The organism is Bradyrhizobium sp. SZCCHNRI2009, from assembly GCF_032485115.1.
GTDB lineage: Bacteria > Pseudomonadota > Alphaproteobacteria > Rhizobiales > Xanthobacteraceae > Bradyrhizobium.
Genome location: NZ_JAUEUH010000008.1, coordinates 412,496 through 434,147, shown reverse-complemented (window position 1 = coordinate 434,147; position 21,652 = coordinate 412,496). Strand labels below are relative to the sequence as shown.

The following is a 21,652-nucleotide window of genomic DNA, read 5'->3' as shown; positions in this document are numbered from 1 at the left end:
CCTATGGCCAAAGCGGAAGTGGAAGTGATCACGTCGGAGCGGCGACGGCGGCATTGGTCGCGGGCCGACAAGGAGCGCATCGTCGCTGCAGCGTTGCAGCCGGGTGCGACGATCCTGGGCGTGGCGCGCGCGTTTGGCGTGCATTCCAGCCAGGTGTTTCGCTGGCGCCAGCAGCTGTGCGGAAAGGAGACTGCCGTGCCCGGCTTCGCCGCTGTGACGATTGCAGCCAATCCCGATCTTCACGGTAAGCGTCGTTCTGCCCCCACCTTTCAGCTGACGGCTTGGTCTGCCAGGTCTGCGGTCCGTTTTGGATCGTAAAGCTTAGAATGGATACTGAGCGTAATGCTATCACGGAGCCGGTGCGTCGGCTCGAAGTGTTCACGGGCAGAGGTCGGCGCCGTCGCTGGAGCGACGAAGACAAGGCCCGGATTTGTTGCAGAGACAGTGGGCGAGCCGGTCTGCGCGGTGGCGCGGCGCCATGGATTGTTGCCACAGCAGGTATTTGGCTGGCGCCGGCAATTGAGAGATGCGGCTGACAGCCGGGGGAGCGAAGTTGAGTTCGTGCCTGCAGTGATCGCCGCTGGAACGTCGGCATCTGACCGACAACGGAGCGCGGCGTCCTGAGCCGATTTTGATGTCGGAGGGATCACGCTCGAGGTCGACGGGGTCACGATCAGGGCCGGCCGCGGTGCGGATGCGGCGATGATTGCGGCCATCGTCCGTGCGCTGAAGGCGAACCGGTGATCGGCCCGTCCGGAACAATCCGGGTGGTGGTGGCGACGAGGCCGGTCGACTTCCGCAAGGGAATGGAGGGCTTGCTGCGTTGGTGCGCGAGCACATGAACGCAGATCCGTTCACAGGCACTGTCTATGTGTTCCGCGCCAAGCGGGCGGATCGGATCAAGCTGATCTTCTGGGATGGAACGGGTTTGTGCCTGTTCGCAAAGCGCCTGGAGCAAGGAGCGTTCCGCTGGCCGAAGATCGAGGACGGCGTGATGCGCCTGTCCGCGGCGCAGTTGTCGGCACTGCTCGAAGGCCTGGACTGGCGGCTGGTCCACGAGGCGCGGCAGACCGTAGCGCCGACCCAAGCCGGATAATCGTTGGCATCGCTGCGGCGAAGTGAATCAGGGGCATCGAGCACGTCGCCAGGCGGGGGCGAATATGCTCTGATTTACCGGTGAGGGATAACCTTCCTGATGATCCCGAGACGTTGAAGGCAATGCTGCTGGCCGAGCGGCACGAGAGCCAGCGGCTGCGTCAGATCATCAAGGAGCTGCAACGCCATCGTTTTGGCCGGAAGGCCGAGACGCTTCCTGAAGAGCAGATGCTGCTGGGTCTTGAGGATGTCCAGCAGGACGAGGCCTTCAGAGAGGCTGGCCTGGACGAGACCGCGGCGGAAGGCCGAGCGGTGCGCGCACGTAAGCGCCGCAACAATCGCGGCGCACTGCCGGCACATTTGCCGCGGGTCGAGATCGTTGTCGACCTCGACGACAAGAGCTGTCCGTGCTGCAAGGGTGACCTGCACCAGATCGGTGAGGACAAGAGCGAGCGGCTGGACTTGGTGCCGGCGCAGTTCCGCGTGATCATCACCCGCCGTCCCAGATACGCCTGCCGAGCCTGCGAAGATGGCGTCATGCAGGCCGAGGCTCCGGCCCGATTGATCGAGGGCGGGCTGCCGACCGAAGCAACCGTCGCCCATGTGCTGGTGTCCAAATATGCGGATCACCTGCCGCTCTACCGACAGGCCCAGATCCATGCCCGCCAGGGCATCCATCTCGACCGCTCGACGCTCGCGGACTGGGTCGGGCACGCGGCCTTCCATCTTCGCCCGCTGCATGAGCGTCTTCTCGCGGGGCTTCGATCAAGGTCCAAGCTGTTCGCCGACGAGACGACGGTGCCGGTGCTCGATCCCGGTCGGGGCCGCACCAAGACCGGTCAGCTCTGGGCCTATGCCGCGGACGACAGGCCCTGGGGTGGGCTCGATCCCCCCGGCATCGCCTACGTCTACGCACCCGACCGCAAAGCCGAGCGGCTGTTCAGCCACCTTGCTGGATTCACCTGTTCGTGTTCCGCGGCCGCAGCGGCGGGCTGATCAAGGTGCTGTGGCACGACGGCCAGGGCATGTGCCTGTTCGCCAAGCGGCTGGAGCGCGGCCGCTTCATCTGGCCACAGGCGGTGGACGGCGCGGTGACGATCACGCCGGCCCAGCTCGGCTATCTGCTCGAAGGCATCGACTGGCGGCATCCGCAGCGGACGTGGCGCCCGGAAGCTGTTGGTTGAGCGCTCGAACGTCACGGCACTGATGCGTGCCGGGCGGAGCTGTGATTCCATCCCTGTCGATGATCACAGCCGATTCGCTCCCCGATGATGTCGCGACGCTGAAGGCGTTGGTGCTCGCCGGCCAGGCGGCGCAGCTCGCGGCGGAAGCCAAGGCGCGCAATCTCGAAGCCGAAGTCCGAGCCCGCACGCTGCTGATCGAGCAGATGAAGTTCACGATCGCCAAGCTCAAGCACGAGCAATATGGGCCGTCGTCGGAGCGCGCCTCGGGGCTCGAACAGCTCGAGCTTGAACTCGCCGATCTCGAGGAGGATGCGTCGGAGGCCGAAGCCGAGGCGCATCTGGCAGCCGAGCGGGCCAAGGCTGCCAAGGTCGATGTCCGTCCTTTCGAGCGCCGGCGCCCGGCACGGCGGCCGTTGCCCGAGCACCTGCCGCGGGAGCGCATCGTTCATCCGGCCCCGACCAATTGCGCCTGCTGCGGTGGCGACAGGTTGTGCAAGATCGGCGAGGACATGACGGAGACGCTGGAGCTCGTGCCGCGGCAGTGGAAGGTGATCCAGCATGTGCGCGAGAAGTTCTCGTGCCGCGCCTGCGAGGCGATCAGCCAGCCGCCAGCGCCGTTCCATCCGATCTCTCGGGGACGTGCCGGGCCGCGCCTGTTGGCGCACATCCTGTTCGCCAAATACGGGCTGCATTTGCCGCTCAACCGGCAGAGCACGACGTATGCGCATGAGGGCATCGCGCTCGATGTCTCCACACTCGCGGACTGGGTCGGCGCGGCGGCTGCGACCTTGATGCCGCTGGTCGAGGCGATCAAGGCGCATGTCCTCGCTGCCGAGCGCATCCATGCCGACGACACCACCGTGCCGGTTCTGGCCAAGGGCAAGACGCGCACCGGGCGCGTGTGGATCTATGTCCGCGACGATCGTCCTTTCGCCGGCCACGCGCCGCCGGCCGCCGTGTTCTTTTATTCGCCCGACCGCTCCGGCACCCATCCAGAGGCGCATCTTGCGACCTATGCCGGACCCATGCAGGCCGATGCCTATGCCGGCTTCAATCGGCTCTACGAGGCCTCGCGCAAGCCGGGGCCGATCACCGAGGTCGGCTGCTGGGCGCATGCACGGCGCAAGCTGTTCGAGATCGCGCGGCTGAAGAAGGCGCCGATCGCGATCGAGGCCATCAAGCAGATCGATGCGCTGTTTGCGATCGAGCGCGAGATCAATGGCCTGCCGCAGCACGAGCGCAAAGCCGCGCGCCATGCGCGCAGTCGCTCGCTCGTCGATGAGCTTCACACCTTCCTGCGCGAGCGCCGCGCCAAGCTCTCCGGCAAGAGCGAGACCGCCAAGGCGATCGACTACAGCCTCAAGCGCTGGGAGGTGTTCACGCGATTCATCGACGATGGCCGGCTGTGCATGACCAACAACGCGGCCGAACGCGAGCTGCGCGCCGTGGCTGTCGGCCGCAAGAACTGGACCTTCGCCGGCTCCGACGATGGCGGCCGCCGTGCCGCTGCCATCTACACCCTGGTCCAGACCGCCAGGCTCAACGACGTCGACCCGCAAGCATGGCTTGCCGACGTCCTCGCCAGGCTGCCCGATCATCCGGCCAGCAGGATCACCGACCTGCTGCCCTGGAGCTGGAAGCACACCGCTATCCCTGCCGCTCCCTGATCGCTCCGATCAATCGTCCATCCGCGCGGGCCGCTCCGCCTGTGGTCTTCACCGGATGCGTGCGGATGTGAGCGCGCCCGCCACGGCTTTCGACCAGATCGATGACGGCTCGGGCATCGTAACCGCGATCGGCGACCAGATCGCGCCCTGGCTCGACCGCTTCGATGAGGGGCGGCGCCACGGTCTTGTCCGATGACTGGCCCTGCGACAGCATAATGCGCACCGGCATGCCGGCCTGATCGACGATGGCGTTGATTTTGGTGCTCAGTCCTCCACGAGAACGGCCGATGGCGTTATCCGGGCCCCCTTTTTACCACCGGCGGCGTGCTGGTGAGCGCGGATGATCGAGGAGTCGATTAACTGCAATGACTGTGGAGACTTCGCTGCCAAGGCCTCAAATATCTGCAGCCAGATGCCCTTCTTGGCCCATCGATTAAAGCGATTGATTGTAGGCTGTTGTGTAAGGGCCATAGCGCTCAGGCAGATCGCGCCACGGCGTGCCAGTGCGCAAGACGAAGAAGATGCCGTTGAGCACCTTGCGGTCATCCGGCCGCGGCCGGCCGTTCTTCTTGCCCTCCGCTCCAGGCAACAGCGGCGCAATGATTGTCCACTCCGTGTCTGAAAGGTCGAAGCGAGCCATCGGGACCTCCTCTTTGGGGAAGCCTCGAATCACTCCGCCCCGTCACCCGCAAGGGGTTTGAGTACAGCACCTAGGAGCTGCTCTTTCGGCAGAACCGCCAAGCCGCATCAACAGCGAATGTCGTCAAGAAAATCGTCCAAGCCAGTCCGACAACGATTGCCACTATCCAAAGGATGATCGGCCACCAAAACGCCAAAAACATCACATTCAGGCAGAATAATACGGTGTTCAGGAACAGGGCGGATTTGACGAAAGTTAGATCCTGACGTCTCTCAAGTTCGAGCCTAAGGACGGCTGCCTTGATCTCGAGCCAGTCATGTCCAGCCGTACCAGATGTGATTTCAGAGATATCTTTCAAGGTAAGTCTCCGACTCTGGCAAAATACGGAGGCCAATAGCTATTCTCGGCACGTTGCGCATCAACCGGATCCGATCGCGATTCATGGCTAATCGCTGGTAGCTTTTCCTATCCGCCTAACGGTCAAGATCACCAGGTTTTCCGGTTTTCCGAGCGAAACGGAAGGTGAACAGCGCATGGTTGAGAAGACGGTGGGCTGATGTGGATCGCCATCCTGCATTTCCCTGGCAGTCCGACAAAAAGGTGTCAATCGGCATTTATCACCGTGCCCAGCTTAGGCCCAACGTCGACGAGGATCGCCGGTCGACCTCCTTAAGGTAGCCGCACAAGCGCGAGACGAGCAGAGCATTCACCTGGCGAACGCAGCCAACGATTTCCGGTCGCTTACGAGAACTTCGGGTCCGGGACTCGCAACAGCATACGTCCGAACGACCTGAACAGAGACTGAGCGGGCCTTTCGAACCAAACGAAGCAAGCTCTCGATACCAGGACGGCAGAGGCTACACCCACGATCACCCAGAGGACGGGCAGCGGAAATCCCAAATGCGCCGTCGATCGCGAGATCGCCCAAATGACCGGGTCATGCAGCAGGTAAAGCGAATAGCTTGCCTGCCCGCCCCAAACCATGAGCGGTAGGCTCATGAGTCGCGCGGCCCAAGATTTGTCGGTCGAGGCCGCGAGACATATGCCCGCGAACAGGATCACGCATGCCGATGTGTCGACCATGGCGAACAGCGATCGAATCTGTTCAAGAGCCACGATCCCGATCACGCATAGCGCAAAAATAACATCCGCCCATACCCGAGGCGGGCGCCCTCCCAGAAGAACCAACTGAGCTGCCGCGACGCCGATAAGGAAGGACGGCAGCCTCATCAGGGGCGAATGATAACCCAGCCAGAACAGGAAGGATGATCCGCTTGACTGATCGACCTTCGCGTAGGTGACGCCCAAATTGAGGATCAGATCGCTATATTTCACGAATCCCAGCGCCATAACCGCGCCGATGGCACCGATTCCGAGTAGCGCCGTCACGGCACCCCATCTGCTCAGCCTGTTTGCGGCAGGCGCAATGAATGGATAGGCAACATAGAAGAGCGCCTCGGTCGCGAGGGACCACATCACCCCCAGAAGCGGATTGGAGAGCGCACTAAAGATATACCGTGTGTCATCGACTCGCCAAAACCACCAGGTGGTGGTGAAGGTCAGGAAAAAAGGTGTCGATCTCGCCAGCGGCGTGGTGTCTTGCTTTGCTGCAAGCTCATACAGAAATCCGACCACGAAGACGATCAGGAACAGCGGATACAGTCTGGACCAGCGCGCAACGAAAAAATCTCGTAAGCCACCTGGCCGCTGCACGCTATGCCGGTAGTTCCAGTGAATAACGAAGCCGCTGAGGACAAAGAACAATGTCATCCCGACATTTGCCAGATGCGTCAGCATCCAAACGGCAAGCGTCATGTTGTCCCAATCGCCCGGCGGATGGATCTGGTAAGTGGCGTGCGAAACCATCACGGCACAGGCCGCGACGAAACGGACGCCGTCAAGGGCAGCCACATGGCGGGGAACGACCGGCAAACCGAGCCCCGGAGTTGTGAAGGATGAGGCGGGACCTGGGGACTTCAAAATGCGATCCTGTCACAACAAGTGGTTAATTGGACCAAGAGACGCTACCCGCATCGGTTGATATGCTGCGAGGAGAGGCGGTCGTCATAATGCCCTTGGGGCCAATTGAGCCTGATGCTCAGATTCCGAATTCCCGCTTTGCGCCAGACTTGTTGCAAGTTTCGGGATCGGAATACTAAAAATGCGGATGGTTCAGAACTTCTGCTGTTGGTGCGTCGCCGCGAGATCAGGGCGAATTTCTGAAGCTTCTTGCTACGGCTGCTTTTTTTTGACGATAGCTGCTGCAGCCGAATGCGAGCAACAATTCATCGTGTACTCCACTCTTGATATTCGCGCCACACTTCGGCCGGAGTACCGTCCACGCGAATCGCGCCCTTCTCCAGCCAGATCGCCCGGGTGCAATTGTTCTTCACAATCTCTTCGGAATGCGACGCAATAAACAGAATACCAGTTCGGCCTAGCAGGTCCTGCAGGCGTGCCTGAGCCTTCTTCATGAACGAGGCGTCGCCGGCTCCGATCCATTCGTCCATCAGCAGAATGTCGGGGGTAATCGAAGTCGATATCGCGAAGGCGAGTCGTAGCATCATGCCGCTGGAGTAGGTGCGGATGGGCATTTCCAGGAAATCACCTAGCTCGGTCACTTCGGCAATGCCGTCGATCTGATGGGCGATTTCCTCGGAACTCAACCCGAGCAGCATGCACCGGATCCGAATGTTTTCGTAGCCGCTGGCTTCCAAATCCATTCCCAACGTTAGATCGATCAGCGAGGCAACCCGGCCGCAGACAGTGATAGAACCGCGGACCGGCTCGTAAACGCCCGATACGGCGCGCAGCATGGTCGACTTTCCCGCGCCGTTGTGACCAATCAACCCGATCCGTTCGCCGTGCTCGGCCATCAGCGACACATCATTGACCGATGACACGACGATGCGCTGATCGGACCCAACGCCAATCCGGCCGCCGGTCGTGTATTGCAACATGGAGCGCTTGACCGAACGCCCATGCGCCGAATAGATCGGAAACTCGATGGAGACGTGCTCGAACGTCACAGAACTCGGAAAGCGCGCAGAACTGCCGGGTCTCAACATGAAACTGTCCTAGAGCCAGTAAGCGATACGGCCTCGCGTCCGCGCATAGAAACGGAACGTCAGCAGTGATCCCATGACGAAAATCAGGATGAGAGCGAGGTAGGCATGACCGGGAGGAAAGCTCCCGAGCAGCGGTGACCGCACCGCCTCCATCAAGTAGTAGAATGGGTTGAGCTGAACGAACAGACTTAGATGCGACGGCAACGTTTCGGGCCGGTACATGACCGGCGTGACAAAGAACAGGATCTGCAAGATGTTTCCGATGATCGGCGGCAAATCGCGGAAGCGGGTGCACAACACCGCGATCACGATCGCTCCCCAGGCGAAGTTCAATAGCATCAGGGCAAGTCCGGGAATGATCAACAGCAGATGCCAGTTCAACAGCGACGGCTGCCAGACGTAAAGAAACAACATTACCACAATATTGTGCGCATTGATGATGAAGTTCCGGAAGATCGTGCGGAAGATGTGTAGGGAGATCGGCAGGCCCCCTTGTTTGATCAGCCCTTCGGCCTGTACGAACGCCGTCGTACTGTCGTTAATAACGCCGGTGCAGAAGTTCCAAACGATGAAGCCGGCCGCCACGTACGGAAGAAATGAGCGAACATCCTGCTTGAACAGCCCCGCGTAAACAGTGCCGAGCGTCAGCACCAGGATGGACATACTGATCGTGATCCAAAACGGCCCGAGAACAGCGCGGCGATAGCGTTGCTTGACGTCCAACGAGGCCAGCGAAATCCACAGATGCCAGAGTCGAAATCCGGCCAGCAGATCATCGAGCGCTGCCGAACTCTGCGATCGCCCAGCGCCGAAATAAGTCACCCGACGAATATCGCGTTCCGCAATGGGCTTGTCAATTGGTCGGTCCAAACCTGCCGTCGTCATGCCCACCGCGCTTTTTGCCCTTTATCGTGCGGGGGGTCTATAGGCCATTTCTCATGGAGGGGCAACCAGGGTTCAGGAGCCTTGAAAAGACTGATTTCTTTTGTCTTTCGAGCGCTGATCTAAATCGAAGGGCAGCGGGGAGAATCGGGTTGAGCCCGACATCGAAACCTCGCCCAATGGATCGGCGAAGTTGACAGTCGATGCGGGGGCGACTTGCAGTTCTGCCGGCGGTTCGGTGCAACAAAAGTGCGCACTCACGGAAGGGGATTCAGGTGCAAGGTCGCATTGCCACGAGGCGTCTACAGGCTGTCCCGTGATCGGTTAGGTCATGCTGCCGGGCGCACCGACTCGGCGGTTGGATCACTGACCCGTATTGGACGGGCACCGCTTTGATCTTTGTGGATCCGGTGACGCTTGGATCGGGCGGGCTCCTGTTCCGTCGAGTTGAGGCAAGAAAAGATCTCGCTTTCAGCTCATTAACTCCAAATCTTTCGCTGCCCTACGAGAAATTCGGACGCTCGTATGGCGAGCAGTGGTGTTTGGTGCTTCTATCTGCTGCTGAGTTGGGCTATGCGATGTTGACAGCAGCGCGCTGGCGCCGCAGGGACTTGGCGCCGTGCGGGTTGCGTCGGCCGGTGGAGACGGTTTCTTGACTCAGTTGATTGATACGGACCAGGTTGAACAGGCTAGCCAGGCGATTCGGGCGGCCTGTGAGTCTGGGCAGACCCTTGCCTTTGTGTCCGGTAACTTCAACGTCGTGCACCCAGGACATTTGCGGCTTTTGAAGTTCGCTGCCGAGCAGGCCGATGTTCTCATTGTGGGGGTCAATCCCGATTCTGCACCCGGCGTGACGTTGGCGCAGGAAATGCGCCTTGAAAACGTGCGCTCGATCTCGTTTGTGCATCATGTCGTGCGCTTGACGACCGAGGCGATGACATTCATCCGCCAGCTCCAGCCGTCCGTTGTCGTAAAGGGCAAGGAGTTCGAGGATCGCGCCAATCCCGAGCAGGAGGCCGTGGACGCCTATGGCGGGCGGCTGATCTTCTCGTCCGGTGAATTGCGCTTTGCGTCGCTGTCGCTGCTGGAACGCGACGCCAACATCGACATCTCCACGGTCCGCAAGCCGCAGGAATTTCCCAGGCGCCACGGCTTCGAGATCGCGAATCTGAAGGATCTGCTCCGCAAGCTCTCCGGCATGCGGGTCGCCGTCATCGGCGACCTGATCGTCGACGAATATGTCACCTGCGATGCGGTCGGCATGTCCCAGGAGGACCCGACCATCGTCGTGACGCCGCTGATGACCCGCACCTTCGTCGGCGGCGCGGGTGCGGTTGCGGCGCATGCGCACGGGCTTGGCGCCGATGTGAAATTCTTCACCCTGGTCGGCGACGACGAAGCGGCGCGGTTCGCCCGCAACACGCTCGAACAGCATGGCGTCAACTTCAACGCCTTCACCGACCAGAGCCGGCCGACCACGCGCAAGCAGCGTTTTCGCGCGCTCAACAAGACGCTGCTGCGGGTCAATCACCTGCGCCAGCACGCGTCGGATGCCGACCTGCAGCGGCAGATGCTGACCTCGGTCGAGCGCGCCTTGAAGACCTGCGATCTGCTGCTGTTCTCCTGCTTCAACTACGGCTGCCTGCCGCAGGATCTGGTCGACGCGATCGCCGATCGCGCCCGCGCCCAGGGCGTGATGATGGCGGCCGACAGCCAGGTGTCGTCGCAGACCGGCGACGTCTCCCGCTTCAAGGGCATGACCCTGCTGACGCCGACCGAGCGCGAGGCGCGCGTCGCACTGAACGACTTCATTTCGGGTCTCGCCGTCATCAGCGAGCGGCTGGTCGAACGGGCCCGCACCAAGAACCTCGTGATCACGCTCGGCGCCGAGGGCGCGCTGATCAACACCATGGCGGACGGCACCTTCACCTCGGACCGCCTGCCGGCGTTCAATCCATCCCCGAAGGACGTGTCCGGTGCCGGCGACAGCTTCTTCATGGCCTGCTCGATGGGCCTGCGCGCGGGCGCCGATATCTGGCAGGCCTCCTATCTCGGATCGCTGGCGGCCGCCCTCCAGGTTTCCCGCGTCGGCAACCTGCCGTTGACGACGGCAGAGCTGGTGCGCGAAATCGACGAGGCTGGCTTCAGCCACGAGTGACGGATGCTCTGATGCGCGCGCTCCTTCTTGCGGCCGGAATCGGCAGCCGGTTGCGACCTTTGACGAACACCACGCCAAAATGCCTGGTTACGGTGCACGATCGTCCGCTGCTCGACTATTGGCTCGATCTGGTCTTCGAGGGCGGCATCGAACGCGCGTTGCTCAATACCCATTGGCTTGCGGATCAGGTCCGCGCCCACGTGGCGCAGTCGCCCTGGCGCTCCCGCATCGATCTTGTTCACGAGGATAAGTTGCTCGGGACCGGCGGCACCGTGATTGCCAACCGGGAATGGTTCGGGAGCCGTCCGTTTCTGGTCGCCCACGCCGACAACCTGACCGACTTTGACGTGGCAGGCCTGATCGCGGCGCACGACAAACGGCCGGCCGGCTGCATCATGTCGATGCTCGCGTTCCGGACCGACGACCCGAGCTCTTGCGGCATTCTGGAATTGGACTGCCAGAACAGGGTGATCGCCTTTCACGAAAAAGTCCCGAACCCGCCTGGGAACCTCGCCAATGGCGCGGTCTATATTTTCGAACCCGAGGTGATCGACGATATTGCAGCACTCGGAAAAGCCGTCGTCGATCTCTCCACCGAGATCATCCCGAACTATTTGGGACGAATTTTATGCGTGGAAACTGCAGGTTATCACCGGGATATCGGCAACCCGGAAAGCTTGCGCCGGGCGCATTTGGAGTTTAAGCACAAGCCGCGCCATAGTGGGGGCGGTTGAGGGCGGCTGTCGTCGCTGGGGCCGATCGCGTTTTCCTGCCATAGTCGACAGATGCGCCCAAGGCCAGATCGGGTGAGCAACAGGCGAGCCACGGGGATTGCTCAGATGAAGATATTCGTGACTGGAGCGTGCGGCTACAAGGGCAGCGTGCTCGTGCCGAAGCTCTTGAAGGCCGGCCACAAGGTCGTTGCATTCGACATCATGTGGTTCGGCAACTTCCTCGAGCCGCATCCGGATCTCACCGTCGTCCAGGGCGACGTCCGCAATCCCGACGCCATCGACCTGACCGGGGTCGACGCCATCATTCATCTCTCCAGCGTCGCCAATGATCCCTGCGGCGATCTCGACCCGAAGCTGACCTGGGAGATCTCCTGCCTCGCCACGATGCAGCTCGCCGATCGCGCCTATCGCCACGGCATCAAGCGATTCATCTACGCCTCCTCCGGCAGCGTCTACGGCGTCAAGGAAGAGGAGCAGGTCACCGAGGATCTCGAGCTGCTGCCGATCTCCGAGTACAACAAGACTAAGATGTGCGGCGAGCGCATCGTGCTGTCCTACAAGGACGACATGGTGGTGCAGATCGTGCGCCCCGCGACCGTCTGCGGCTACTCTCCGCGCCAGCGGCTCGACGTCTCCGTCAACATGCTGACGATGCAGGCGCTGATGAACGGCCGCATCACCGTGTTCGGCGGCGACCAGACTCGCCCGAACATTCACATCGACGACATCACCGATCTCTATCTCTTCCTGCTCGATCATCCTGAGCACACCGGGATCTACAATGCCGGCTTCGAGAACATCTCGATCCTCGACATCGCCAGGCTCGTCACCAAGCACGTGCCGGCCGAGGTCATCGTGACGCCCTCGAACGACCCGCGCAGCTATCGCGTCAACTCCGATCGCCTGCTCGCGACCGGCTTCCGGCCGAAGAAGACGGTGGAGGACGCGATCAAGGAAATCATCGGCATGTACTCGCAAGGCCAGCTCAAGAACGACGACCGCTGGTACAATCTGAAATGGATGGAGAAGGAGGTCGTGAAATGAACGTCCTGGCCTTCAAGACCCCCGGCAGCCTGTTCGCCGACTACACCAGCCGCTTCAGCACCGTGCTGAAGGATTTCGACTGGAGCCCGGTCGAGAAGCTCGCCTATGATCTGCGCGACTGCTGGCAGACCGGACGGCAGGTGTTCTTCTGCGGCAATGGCGGCAGTGGCGGCAACGCCAACCACCTCGCCAACGATTTCCTCTACGCGCTGTCGAAGACGCCGGGCTCAGGCCTGCGCGTGCACTCGCTGTCGTCGAACCCGTCCGTGATCACCTGCCTCGCCAACGACGAAGGCTATGACCAGGTGTTCTCGCTGCAACTCGCGGTGCTTGCGCGCAAGGGCGACGTGCTGATCACCTTCTCCGGCTCCGGCAACTCGCCGAACATCCTGAAGGCGCTCGAAGAGGGCAAGAAGATCGGCATGACCAGCTATGCCGTGCTCGGCTTCACCGGCGGCAAGGCCAAGGCGCTCGCCGACGTGCCGATCCACTTCGCGGTCGACGACATGCAGATCGCCGAGGACGCGCAGATGGTGATCGGCCACATGATCATGCAGTGGCTGTACGCCCAGCGCGGCGACATCATCACGACGCGCGAGGTCTGACGGGCAAGGACGATGGCTGCGAACGAAAAGTACCTGATCCTCGGCTCGAACTCGTTTTCGGGCGCAACCTTCGTCGACTTCCTGGCTGCGGCCGGTCACGACGTGATCGCGACCAGCCGCTCGGACGAGCCGCATGACGCCTTCCTGCCGTACAAATGGCAGAAGCGGGCCGGCAAGGTCCGCTTCCAGCGCGTCGACCTCAACCACGATCTTGATGCGCTGAAGGCGCTGCTGGCGGCCGAGCGGCCGACCCACGTCGTGAACTTCGCTGCGCAGAGCATGGTCGGCGAGAGCTGGCTGTACCCGGACCACTGGATGATGACCAACGTCGTCTCCGCCGTCCGCCTGCACGATATCCTGCGCAACTATGACGGCCTCGACCGCTACGTCCACGTCACGACGCCGGAGGTCTACGGTTCGACCGAGGGCTGGGTGCGCGAGGACGCAGCCTTCAACCCGTCGACGCCCTACGCGGTGTCGCGCGCCGCCGGCGACATGAGCTTGCGGACCTATTTCGCCAACTACCAGTTCCCGGTAGTCTTCACGCGCGCCGCCAACGTGTACGGTCCGGGTCAGCAGCTGTACCGCATCGTGCCGCGCACCATCGTGGCCGCGATGACCGGGCAGAAGCTGCGGCTCGACGGCGGCGGCAAATCGGTCCGCGTCTTCATCCACATGACCGACGTGTCGGATGCGACCGTGAAGATCGGCCGCAGCGGCAGGCTCGGCGAAACCTATCACATCTCCGGCTACGAGCTGGTCTCGATCCGCACTTTGGTCGAGATGATCCTGGCCCGTCTCGGCAAGTCGTTCGAGGATTGCGTCGAGATCGGCCCTGAGCGGCCGGGCAAGGACACCGCCTACACGCTCGACAGCTTCAAGCTGCGCACCGAGCTCGGCTGGCGCGACACGTTCTCGCTGGAACAGGGCATCGACGACGTCATCGCCTGGGCGCGACGCTTCGAGGATGTCATGGCCAAACTGCCGACCAAGTACGAACATAAACCCTGATCGACCCCTGCGCTTCCCGGTGAAGCGCGACTGGAGAGCACGATGAACGTGGCAGTCCGGAGCACAGCGGCCAAGCCTGACGCAGCCGCCCTGAAGGCGCAGGCGGCGAAGCTGCGCGGCAAGATCATCGAGATGTCGCACAAGGCCCAGGCCGCACACCTGGCCTCGTCGCTGTCCTGCGCCGATGCGATGACCGCGGCCTATTGGCATGTGCTCAACATCGACCCGAAGAACCCGACCGATCCGCTGCGCGACCGCTTCATCCTCTCCAAGGGCCACGCCGCCGCAGCGCTGTTCGCCACGCTGGCGATGAAGGGCTACTTCCCGATCGAGGAGCTCGACACCTACTGCCAGGACGGCGGCCGGCTCGCCGAGCATCCGCCGGCGAACCTGCTGCCCGGCGTCGAGGCGGCCACCGGCTCGCTCGGCCACGGGCTGCCGCTCGGCTGCGGCATGGCGCTCGCCGGTCGAATCAAAGGCGAGAGTTTTCGCGTGTTCGCCCTTCTCTCGGACGGCGAGAACAATGAGGGCTCGGTTTGGGAGGCCGCGATGTTCGCCGCCGCCCAGAAGCTGGAGAACGTCTGCGTCGTCGTCGACTACAACAAGTGGCAGGCGACCGCGCGCTCCAACGAAACCCTGATGCTGGCACCGCTGCGCGACAAATGGGCCGCCTTCGGCTGGGACGCGCACGAGATCGACGGCCATGACGTCGGCGCGCTGGCGGAAGCGATGCAGAACATCCCGAACGGCTCGGGCAAGCCGGTGGCGCTGATCGCACACACCGTAAAGGGCAAGGGCGTGTCGTTCATGGAAGACGACAACAACTGGCATTATCGCGCCCCCACCGCAGACGAAGTGACGAAGGCGTTCAAGGAGCTCGGCCTGTCATGAGAAACGCGTTCGCTGACGAACTGACCAAGCTCGGTAACGAGGACAGCCGCGTCGTCATGCTCTCGGGCGACATCGGCAACCGCCTGTTCGACAAGTTCAAGGACAAGCATCCGAGCCGCTTCTTCAACTGCGGCGTTGCGGAAGCCAACATGATGGGCGTCGCCGCCGGCATGGCCATGAACGGCCTGCGCCCGGTCGCCTATACGATCACCCCGTTCGTGACGACGCGCTGCCTGGAGCAGATCCGCACCGACGTCTGCTATCACGAAGCCCCCGTGACGATCGTCGCGGTCGGCGCCGGCCTCGCCTATTCCGGCCTCGGCCCGACCCACCACGCCTGCGAGGACATCTCGTTCCTGCGCTCGATCCCGAACATGGTCGTGATCTGCCCGGGCGATGCCTTCGAGGTGCGCGGCGCCTTGCGCGCGGCGATGCAGCAGGACCGCCCGGTCTACATCCGCATGGGCAAGAAGGGTGAGCCCGTCGTTCACAAGGGCCCCCTCGCGGATTTCAAGATCGGCAAGGCGATCACGATCGAGGAAGGCTCCGACGTCTGCCTGCTCTCGACCGGCAACATGCTGCCGGAAGTCATTGAAGCCGCACACAGATTGAAGGAGAAGGGCATCTCCGCCGAGGTCGTCAGCTTCCACACCGTGAAGCCGCTGGATGAGGACAAGCTCAAGCAGGCTTTCAGCCGCTTCAAGCTGGTCGCGACCATCGAGGAGCATTCGTTGATCGGCGGCTTCGGCTCCGCCGTCTCCGAATGGCTCGCCGATACCGAGACGAAGCACCAGAAATTCCTGCGCTTCGGCACGCCGGACGCCTTCTTCAAGAAGTCCGGTGAGCAGGAATATGCCCGCGAGGTGCTGGGACTGACCGGCCACCAGATCGCGGACAAGATCATCCACGCGTTGAGCTGAGACATCACATGAAGACCCAAGCTGCCCTCCTGGTCCAGACCGGCCAGCCGCTCGTGCTGGCCGAGATCGAGACCCCCGCCCTCAAGCCGGGCCAGGTGCTGGTCGAGATCGCCTATTCCGGCGCCTGCGGCACCCAGGTGATGGAGTGGCGCGGCGACAAGGGCGAGGACAAATGGGTGCCGCATTGCCTCGGCCACGAGGGCACCGGCACGGTGATCGAGGCCGGCAGCGCCGTCACCAAGGTCAAGGTCGGCGACAAGGTCGTGCTGTCCTGGATCAAAGGCACGGGCATCGAGGCTGGCGGCGCCGTGTATGACTGGGATGGCAAGAAGGTCAACGCCGGCGGCGTCACCACCTTCCAGCGCCACGCTGTCGTCAGCGAGAACCGCCTGACCCTGCTGCCGCCGGACCTGCCGATGGATGTCGCGGTGCTGCTCGGCTGCGCTGCGCCGACCGGCATGGGCGCGGTCTACAACGTGCTCAAGGTGCAGCCCGGCGACGCCGTCGCCGTGTTCGGCACCGGTGGCATCGGCCTGAACGCGCTGATGGCCGCCGCGCTGGCCGGCGCGATGCCGGTGATCGGCATCGACCCGAACCCGACCCGCCGTGCGCTTGCCCAGATCTACGGCGCAACTCATGTCATCGATGCATCCGGCGACGTGCTGGCCGAGATCAAGAAGATCGTGCCGCAGGGCGTTGATCTCGCGGTCGAATCCTCCGGCATTCCGGCCGTGATGGAGCAGGCGATCAATTCCACCCGTCAGCAGGGCGGCCGCGCGGTCGTGATCGGCAACGCCAAGCATGGCGCGGCGCTCACGCTGAATCCCGGCGTCTTCAACCAGGGCAAGAGCCTGCTCGGCACCTGGGGCGGCGACAGCGTTCCGGATCGCGACTACGGCCGCTACGGCCGGCTGCTGAGCTCCGGCCGCTTCCCGGTGCGGGATCTCTTGTCGAAGCCCTACAGCCTCGCCCAGGCCGACCAGGCGCTGCAGGATCTGGCCGCCGGCAAGGTCGGCCGTCCGCTGATCGACATGTCGCTGCGTTAAGTCCAGGCCATGCGGATCGGGATCGACTTCGACAACACGATCGCCTGCTATGACGGCGTGTTTCATGCGGCCGCGCTCGAGCGCGGCCTGATCCCGGCCGACCTCGGCCGCGACAAGAACAGCGTCCGCGACCATCTCAACGGCTCCGGGCGCAAGGACGACTTCACCGAGCTCCAGGGCTATGTCTACGGTGCCCGGATGGACCTGGTGTCGCCCTACCCTGGCTTCGCGGAGTTCGTCGCCGCGGCCCGCCGCGCCGGACATGACCTGTTCATCGTCAGTCATAAGACCAGGCATCCGATTCTCGGCCCGAAGCACGACATGCATGCCGCGGCGCGCGGCTTCCTGACCGACCGCGGACTGATGGGGTCAGCCCCCGGCCAGATCGCGCCGGACCGGGTGTTCTTCGAGCTGACCAAGGACGAGAAGGTCGCCCGTGCGCATGCGCTGGCCTGCGAGGTCTTTGTCGACGACCTGCCGGAGATCCTGGGCATGACCGGATTCCCGCAAGGGATGCGCAAGGTGCTGTTCGACCCGGAGAACCAGTTCGCGACCACGGCCGTCCCTTACGAGCGCCGCGCCTCGTGGGCCGAGATCGCGGCGGATGTCGTCCGTGACCGCGGCTGAGGCCAACGCCGACGCCGCCCTGCTGGCGCTCGCCCAGCGCCTCGCCGCGCAGGCCGGCAAGGCCAGCCCTACGGGACTGACGCGGCTGGCCGGCGGCCGCAACAACCAGGTCTTCCGTCTCGACACGGCCGACGGCCCGCTGGTCCTCAAGCGCTACTTCACCGACGCTCGCGACACCCGCGACCGGCTCGGCGCCGAATGGAGTTTTGTCAGCCATGCCTGGTCGCACGGGGTCCGTGTCGTGCCGGAGCCCCTGGCCTGCGACCGCGCCGAACAGGCTGGACTGTACAGCTTCGTCGAGGGACGCAAGCTGACGGTCGCGGAGCTGGCGCCAGTTCACGTCGATGCCGCGATCGACTTCGTGCTCGCCGTGAATGCTCCGCCCCGCCCGGCGCTGGCGGCCGGATCCGAGGCCTGCTTCTCCCTCGCCGAGCACCTCGCCACCGTCGAGCGCCGGGTGGCGCGGCTGGCGACGCTTGATGGCGACGTGCCCCATGTGGCCGACGCCCGACAGTTCGTGACCGCACGGCTGCAGCCGGCCTGGGCCGAGGTGAAGGCGACCATTCTGCGCGGCGCCGCGGCCGAAGGGCTTGCCTTGGAGGCCGCCATCCCCGCCGACCAGGTCTGCCTGTCGCCGTCGGATTTTGGCTTCCACAACGCGCTGATCGACGACGCTGATAAGCTCACCTTCCTCGATTTCGAATATGCCGGCCGCGACGACCCGGCCAAGCTCGTCTCCGACTTCTTCTGCCAGCCGGAGGTGCCGGTGCCGCTGGCGGTGCACGAGCATTTCATCGACCGGCTCACGGATGGCCTCGGACTGGACGCGGCCAGCGTCGCGCGCTGCCGGCTGCTGATCGACGCCTACCAGGTCAAGTGGACCTGCATCATCCTGAACGACTTCCTGCCGCTCGGCGCCACCCGGCGCGCCTTTGCCGACACCGGCGCCTGGGCGCAGTGCTGCGCCGCGCAGCTCGCCAAGGCCGACGCCAAGCTCGACCTGATCGGCGCCACATCCGACTAACCGACATCGTAACGCCCGGAGATCTTCATGGCCTATCGCGAGTTCGTCAGTCTCGTCCACAAATCGACCAAGCGCGACTATCTCGCGCGCGTCACCCAGCGCGACAAGGCCGATGTCGCGGAGATGGCGATCAAGTACGACTACGACTACTGGGACGGCAGCCGCGAGACCGGCTATGGCGGCTACAAATATGACGGCCGCTGGCGCAAGGTCGCCGATGCGATGATCGCGACTTACGGCATCAAGCCCGGCATGCGCGTGCTCGACGTCGGTTCCGGCAAGGGCTTCATCCTACACGATTTCCGCGAAGCCATCCCGGATCTCGAGGTCGCCGGCATCGACGTCTCCTCCTACGGCATCGAGCACACGATGGAGAGCGTGAAGCCGTTCTGCCAGGTCGGCACCGCGGCCAAGCTGCCCTACCCCGACAAGCACTTCGATCTGGTCATCTCGATCAACACGCTGCACAACCTCTACAACTACGATCTCGATGCCGCCCTGCGCGAGATGGAGCGCGTCAGCCGCGGCGCCAAGTATCTCTGCGTCGAGGGCTATCGCAACGAGCGCGAGAAGGTGAACCTGATGTACTGGCAGCTCACCTGCCGCATCTTCCACACCCCCGAGGAATGGGCCTTCGAATTCAAGCGCTCCGGCTACACCGGCGACCACGAGTTCATCTTCTTCGAATGAGCGCCACCAACTCGCCGCAGGCAGAACCACCGATCACCGCCATCGAGCGTCCGTCAACGGATTCGGTGCGGCTCTCGGTCGTCATTCCGAACTATAATCATGGTTCGCTGGTCGGCGATGCTATCCGCGCCTTTGCGCAACAGGAGCCGGCGCCGGACGAGATCATCGTCATCGACGACGGCTCGACCGATGACAGCCTGGCGAGGCTGTCCGCGCTGGCGTCGGAGTTTCCGACCCTGCGGGTTCTGGCGCAGGAGAAGAACCAGGGCACGGTCGCGGCGCTGAACCGCGGCTTGCAGGCTGCTCGCGGCATCTTCATCAATTTTGGCGCTGCCGACGATTTCACGCATCCGGGGCTGTTCAAGGCCACTCTGTCCGCTCTGGAGCGCCATCCCGATGCGGTGCTGGCCTGTACCGAAGGGCTCGCCGTCGACGTGACGCGCCCCGACAGCGCGCAGCCCAGGCCGCCGATCGTGCCGGCTTACGAGGCGGCCTATCTCGGGCCGGGCGAGGTCGCGGCCTTGCTGCGCTACGCCGACAATTGGCTGCTTGCCGGGACGGCAGTGGTGCGACGTGCGGCCATCATCGATGCCGGCGGGTTCGATCCCGTGCTGCGGTCATTTGCGGACGGCCTTCTATTCAAGCAATTGGCCCTGCGGCATGGCTTCTGCTTTAGCCCAACGGTCGGCATGACCTGGAAAATCAGTCCGTCGGGCTATTCGCGCTCGGAAGCGGCGGATCTCTCGCGCAGCTTCGAGGTGATGAACCAGTCGATCGCGCGAATGAAGGCCGATCCGGCGTTCCCAATCTGGTATCCGAAGCTGTTCGAGCGGCGCTGGCGCTTCGGATTAGCGCGCATCGCCATTTCCGCGCAGCCGATGCGGAAAGCCACGCTCCTGCAACTGGCGCGCGGGCCGCTCGGCCCGATCGCGCTCAATTTCGCCGCAGCTTTGGACGGAGCCGCCGGACGCATGATCGCTCTCGCCTGGTTCGTCCTGCAGGAGCGGCCGATGTCGCTGTGGGCGCTCGCCATGACGGCCTGGTTCCGCCGCGCGCGGCACGCGCGGCGCTGACACGAACGTCGCTTCAAGCGGATCAGAGCGCCAGCGAGAAGATTGAGCGCGGGCTCGCCCGCAAGATCGAGGCGAACTTGCCGCCGGCCGCGCTCACAGCGCTGTTGCGCTCGATCACCCGGTCCTCGCTGCTGACCGAGAGAGCCAGCAGGCACAGCTTGATGCCGCGTTCAGCCAGCGCCGCGGAGGGGAGGATCGGCAGGCGCGCGCCGGGCAGATATTTGCCGATCTTCTGCGGCGTGTCGTCGGCCACGAAGTCGATCAGGTCGGCAACGCCCAGGAAGTTGGCGAAGGCGCAGACGAGATGGCCGGCACCGAACAAGGCGATCGGGCCTTGCTCGGCGCGGAACTTGGCGAGCTTCGCGCGCAGTTCGCGACGCGTGGGCTCGAAATCGGCGGCGTAGCTTTCGAGCAGCTGCAACTGGCTCGCATCGGGCGGTTGATCTCGCTTGACCGGGCCGGGGAGGCCGACCTTGCGCGCCAACTGCACGATAGAATTCTCGAAGGGCAGGGGGAACACATCCATGCGGATGGGCTCAAAGCCACCCATGGTCAGGACCGGCGCGAAGGTCTCGGGCGTGAAGTAGAGCGAATGCTCCTCCCAGGGCATGCAGTAGTCGTGCAGCCGCAGGCTGTTGGTACAGTCCGGAATTTCCACCATGACGATGCCGCCGGGCTTGACCAGCGCCGCGATGCCGCCGACGAAATCATGCAGGTTTTCGGCATGTTCGAGAATGTGGCGGACGATCAAGACATCGGCAGCACCGCGCCTGTCTGCGATCGCGGCCATGCGCTCAGGTGTGGTCAGTTTCTGGACCGTCTCGATGCCGCAGGCGGGGTTGGTGAGGCCAAGATCGCCGTCGAGCGTGACCCGCCAGGTTCGTTCGAACCCGTTGCGGCGAAACCGGTCGATCGTGGTGTCATCCTTCGATGTCAGCGCCCCGATCACGCTGTCCGTTGCCACCCCGGGAAGCGCCACGATCTGCTCGACCGCCTGGTCAAGATGCTCTTCCGGCTCGCGCGCGAACAGCCAGTCGTACGGCGGAATCAGCGCCTCATGCGACACAGGTTTCATCAGCTGGATGGTGCCGCAGGTGGCACATTGGCCGAGCACCAGTTCGACGGCATGTTCCGGCGTCTCCCTCTCCGGCAGGAAGAACGACGCCACCGGGTGGCTTCCCAGGTCCAGCGCCTGCTTGACCTCCTGAGCACCGCAAACCAAACACGCCATGTGCGCGATTCCTCTTCAGAGACTTCTAACGACCGTAGCTAGATGCCCGACTTGGCGGCATG

24 protein-coding genes and 1 pseudogene are annotated in these 21,652 nt (G+C 63.4%); 18 read left to right on the top strand and 7 right to left on the bottom strand.

Going from position 1 to position 21,652, the window contains the following annotated elements:
- The 6 genes and pseudogenes from QX041_RS27585 to tnpC (QX041_RS27560) all read left to right on the top strand — a co-directional run.
- Positions 1-318: transposase (locus QX041_RS27585; RefSeq protein ID WP_316167221.1), on the top strand; the 318-nt coding region annotated here is incomplete at its 5' end.
- A 24-nt stretch (positions 319-342) separates the two neighbouring features.
- Positions 343-624 (top strand): transposase, encoded by a 282-nt coding sequence (locus tag QX041_RS34420; protein ID WP_410051890.1) that lies wholly within the window; start codon positions 343-345, stop codon positions 622-624.
- Between the two features lie 202 nt (positions 625-826).
- Positions 827-1,096, top strand: coding sequence for an IS66 family insertion sequence element accessory protein TnpB (tnpB, locus tag QX041_RS27575; protein ID WP_410051895.1), 270 nt, complete (start codon positions 827-829; stop codon positions 1,094-1,096).
- A gap of 122 nt (positions 1,097-1,218) precedes the next feature.
- Positions 1,219-2,058, top strand: a pseudogene (gene tnpC / locus QX041_RS27570) (IS66 family transposase); the annotation flags it as partial.
- Positions 2,059-2,063: 5 nt separating this feature from the next.
- The gene (tnpB, locus tag QX041_RS27565; protein ID WP_410051889.1) at positions 2,064-2,279 is read left to right on the top strand and encodes an IS66 family insertion sequence element accessory protein TnpB; all 216 of its coding nucleotides are present in this window, start codon (positions 2,064-2,066) and stop codon (positions 2,277-2,279) included.
- 59 nt (positions 2,280-2,338) lie between these two features.
- Complete coding sequence (tnpC, locus tag QX041_RS27560; RefSeq protein ID WP_316167220.1) at positions 2,339-3,946, top strand: IS66 family transposase; 1,608 nt, start codon at positions 2,339-2,341, stop codon at positions 3,944-3,946.
- On the opposite strand, the gene QX041_RS27555 is transcribed toward tnpC (QX041_RS27560), so the two are convergent.
- The 6 genes from QX041_RS27555 to QX041_RS27530 all read right to left on the bottom strand — a co-directional run bounded on the left by QX041_RS27555 (position 3,927) and on the right by QX041_RS27530 (position 8,539).
- A complete protein-coding gene (locus QX041_RS27555) occupies positions 3,927-4,235 on the bottom strand; it encodes a transposase (protein WP_316167246.1) in 309 nt (102 codons plus the stop codon). The genes tnpC (QX041_RS27560) and QX041_RS27555 overlap by 20 nt on opposite strands.
- Before the next feature lie 144 nt (positions 4,236-4,379).
- Positions 4,380-4,586 (bottom strand): transposase, encoded by a 207-nt coding sequence (locus QX041_RS27550; protein ID WP_316167219.1) that lies wholly within the window; start codon positions 4,584-4,586, stop codon positions 4,380-4,382.
- 70 nt (positions 4,587-4,656) lie between these two features.
- On the bottom strand, positions 4,657-4,944 hold the full coding sequence (locus QX041_RS27545) for a hypothetical protein (protein ID WP_316167218.1): 288 nt from the start codon (positions 4,942-4,944) through the stop codon (positions 4,657-4,659).
- A gap of 383 nt (positions 4,945-5,327) precedes the next feature.
- On the bottom strand, positions 5,328-6,518 hold the full coding sequence (locus QX041_RS27540) for an acyltransferase (RefSeq protein WP_316167217.1): 1,191 nt from the start codon (positions 6,516-6,518) through the stop codon (positions 5,328-5,330).
- A 353-nt stretch (positions 6,519-6,871) separates the two neighbouring features.
- Positions 6,872-7,654, bottom strand: a complete 783-nt coding sequence (locus QX041_RS27535; protein WP_316167216.1) for an ABC transporter ATP-binding protein — start codon at positions 7,652-7,654, stop codon at positions 6,872-6,874.
- A 9-nt stretch (positions 7,655-7,663) separates the two neighbouring features.
- Positions 7,664-8,539 (bottom strand): ABC transporter permease, encoded by an 876-nt coding sequence (locus tag QX041_RS27530; RefSeq protein ID WP_316167215.1) that lies wholly within the window; start codon positions 8,537-8,539, stop codon positions 7,664-7,666.
- Between the two features lie 649 nt (positions 8,540-9,188).
- Between QX041_RS27530 and QX041_RS27525 the strand changes: the two genes are divergently transcribed.
- The 12 genes from QX041_RS27525 to QX041_RS27470 all read left to right on the top strand — a co-directional run bounded on the left by QX041_RS27525 (position 9,189) and on the right by QX041_RS27470 (position 20,359).
- Complete coding sequence (locus tag QX041_RS27525; protein WP_316167214.1) at positions 9,189-10,694, top strand: PfkB family carbohydrate kinase; 1,506 nt, start codon at positions 9,189-9,191, stop codon at positions 10,692-10,694.
- 11 nt (positions 10,695-10,705) lie between these two features.
- Positions 10,706-11,428, top strand: coding sequence for a nucleotidyltransferase family protein (locus tag QX041_RS27520; RefSeq protein ID WP_316167213.1), 723 nt, complete (start codon positions 10,706-10,708; stop codon positions 11,426-11,428).
- A 105-nt stretch (positions 11,429-11,533) separates the two neighbouring features.
- On the top strand, positions 11,534-12,472 hold the full coding sequence (locus QX041_RS27515) for an SDR family oxidoreductase (protein WP_315712796.1): 939 nt from the start codon (positions 11,534-11,536) through the stop codon (positions 12,470-12,472).
- Complete coding sequence (locus QX041_RS27510) at positions 12,469-13,077, top strand: SIS domain-containing protein (RefSeq protein ID WP_006608947.1); 609 nt, start codon at positions 12,469-12,471, stop codon at positions 13,075-13,077. The genes QX041_RS27515 and QX041_RS27510 overlap by 4 nt, the downstream gene beginning before the upstream one ends.
- Before the next feature lie 12 nt (positions 13,078-13,089).
- On the top strand, positions 13,090-14,088 hold the full coding sequence (locus QX041_RS27505; RefSeq protein WP_316167210.1) for an NAD-dependent epimerase/dehydratase family protein: 999 nt from the start codon (positions 13,090-13,092) through the stop codon (positions 14,086-14,088).
- Between the two features lie 42 nt (positions 14,089-14,130).
- Positions 14,131-14,979, top strand: a complete 849-nt coding sequence (locus tag QX041_RS27500; protein ID WP_315712801.1) for a transketolase — start codon at positions 14,131-14,133, stop codon at positions 14,977-14,979.
- Positions 14,976-15,899 carry a transketolase family protein gene (locus QX041_RS27495; RefSeq protein ID WP_316167208.1) on the top strand — a complete coding sequence of 308 codons (924 nt, stop codon included), beginning with the start codon at positions 14,976-14,978 and terminating at the stop codon, positions 15,897-15,899. Before QX041_RS27500 ends, QX041_RS27495 begins: the two co-directional genes overlap by 4 nt.
- 8 nt (positions 15,900-15,907) lie before the next feature.
- Positions 15,908-16,945, top strand: a complete 1,038-nt coding sequence (locus QX041_RS27490; RefSeq protein WP_315753230.1) for a zinc-binding dehydrogenase — start codon at positions 15,908-15,910, stop codon at positions 16,943-16,945.
- A 9-nt stretch (positions 16,946-16,954) separates the two neighbouring features.
- Positions 16,955-17,572 (top strand): hypothetical protein, encoded by a 618-nt coding sequence (locus QX041_RS27485; RefSeq protein ID WP_316167207.1) that lies wholly within the window; start codon positions 16,955-16,957, stop codon positions 17,570-17,572.
- A complete protein-coding gene (locus QX041_RS27480) occupies positions 17,559-18,596 on the top strand; it encodes an aminoglycoside phosphotransferase family protein (protein WP_316167205.1) in 1,038 nt (345 codons plus the stop codon). Before QX041_RS27485 ends, QX041_RS27480 begins: the two co-directional genes overlap by 14 nt.
- Before the next feature lie 27 nt (positions 18,597-18,623).
- Positions 18,624-19,286 carry a class I SAM-dependent methyltransferase gene (locus QX041_RS27475; protein WP_315712807.1) on the top strand — a complete coding sequence of 221 codons (663 nt, stop codon included), beginning with the start codon at positions 18,624-18,626 and terminating at the stop codon, positions 19,284-19,286.
- Positions 19,283-20,359 carry a glycosyltransferase family A protein gene (locus QX041_RS27470; protein WP_316167204.1) on the top strand — a complete coding sequence of 359 codons (1,077 nt, stop codon included), beginning with the start codon at positions 19,283-19,285 and terminating at the stop codon, positions 20,357-20,359. Before QX041_RS27475 ends, QX041_RS27470 begins: the two co-directional genes overlap by 4 nt.
- A 22-nt stretch (positions 20,360-20,381) precedes the next feature.
- Here the strand turns inward: QX041_RS27470 and QX041_RS27465 are convergent, their stop codons facing one another.
- Positions 20,382-21,590, bottom strand: a complete 1,209-nt coding sequence (locus tag QX041_RS27465) for a methyltransferase domain-containing protein (RefSeq protein WP_316167203.1) — start codon at positions 21,588-21,590, stop codon at positions 20,382-20,384.
- Between the last annotated feature and the right edge of the window lie 62 nt (positions 21,591-21,652).